The organism is Nitrosomonas sp. JL21 (genome assembly GCF_009833095.1).
Lineage (GTDB): Bacteria > Pseudomonadota > Gammaproteobacteria > Burkholderiales > Nitrosomonadaceae > Nitrosomonas.
The window spans coordinates 1-1451 of sequence record NZ_QRCB01000082.1; the positions used below are offsets into that span (position 1 = coordinate 1).

General features: G+C 37.9%; 2 protein-coding genes. Both read right to left on the reverse strand.

Annotated elements, in window-relative coordinates; all coding sequences use genetic code 11:
* Window positions 1-780, reverse strand: a 780-nt coding sequence (locus ABF87_RS14600) for a CapA family protein (RefSeq protein ID WP_160829845.1), incomplete at its 3' end; no start/stop codon positions are given.
* A gap of 92 nt (window positions 781-872) precedes the next feature.
* Window positions 873-1451 (reverse strand): glycosyltransferase (locus ABF87_RS14605; RefSeq protein ID WP_160829846.1); only part of this gene is annotated, 579 nt, incomplete at its 5' end.

The window sequence follows — 1451 nt, forward strand, 5'->3', positions numbered from 1 at the left end:
GACAACCAGAATCATTGATTCCCTAAGACGTTTCTGCCAAAAATCAAAAACGAAATTCCCCAAACTATAGGCAATAACACCTCCGTTATATTTCTCAACTCCTTGTACGACATGAGGGTGATGCCCAATAATAATTTTTGCACCGGCATTAATGAATTCATGGGCAATTGAAACTTGAACAGGCGAAGGGAAATCAACAAATTCATCTCCCCAGTGCAAGGAGAGTATGAGATAGTCACAACTATCTTTATACTGTTCAATATCGGTCAAAATCATTTCTCTTGACCCCTTTGAATACAATACCGGTTTATTATACTTTTCCGCCCTCATCGAATAGCCAAGAAAACAAAAAACTTTTCCATTTACTTCACGCATATAGGCGATAACTCGCCCATCTTCATCAGCAACCCCCACAGGTGAAATATTTAGAAAATTCAATAATGATACAGTTTCTTCAAATGCGATTGGGCCATGCTGCATCATATGATTATTAGCAACTGACAAAACGCTAATGCCACTATCAGCAAGAAGTTTCGCCATATTGGATCCTCCCCGCATTTGGGCTGACACAAGATCACTATAGTTATAATTTTTATCTGAAACGACAGTCTCAAGATTCCCAAAGCATAGATCGGCGCTTTTGAAAACTCTCCTTATATCATCATTAAATAAACCAAACCTCTTTTTCTCAAAGGCACCTCTTACACCAAACCCAAGAGTTAGCGGTGAATCCCCAAGTGAAATATCACCAACAGCAACGAACTTTGTTCGACAACTCACACCACTCTCCTTTCATAAGCATTTACCAATTTTCTCCCTCGTTGCGTTAAGGTCATAATGATTTACAACAAACGTTACCAACCAAAAAATCTTTATTTTTCCATAGATGCGACCGATGAAAGCATTGAATCGTATATTTTACAATAATTTTGAGCCATTATTTTTGACGAAAATTTTGCTACTACTTTACTGCGAGCTGCGCATCCATATTCATTAATTTTTTCTTTATTCTCAAAAAAGAACTCTATGGCGGATCTCAACTCATCAATATTATTCCTTTTGATAAGCAAACCATTAACATGATGTTCAACAACGTTTCCAACCTCCCCAACATTCGAAGCAACAACGGCCTTTCCTGATGCCATTGCTTCAAGCAAGGCCATAGGCAAGCCTTCACTGAGAGAGGGTAATAGAAACACTTTCACAACAGATAACACATCGGTGACGTTAGATAATGTACCTGTAAACACTACTCTCTCAGACAACCCCATTTCTTCAACCTGTTTCCTCAAATCCTTATCCAAATAGCCACTTCCAACAATTAGCAATTTTAAATTTGGCTTGTCCATTCCAGATATAGCCTTCAAAACCGCTTGATGATTTTTTTCATAACTTAGACTAGAGATCATACCAAGCACAAAATCACTTGTTTGCAGGTTGTATTTTTTAGC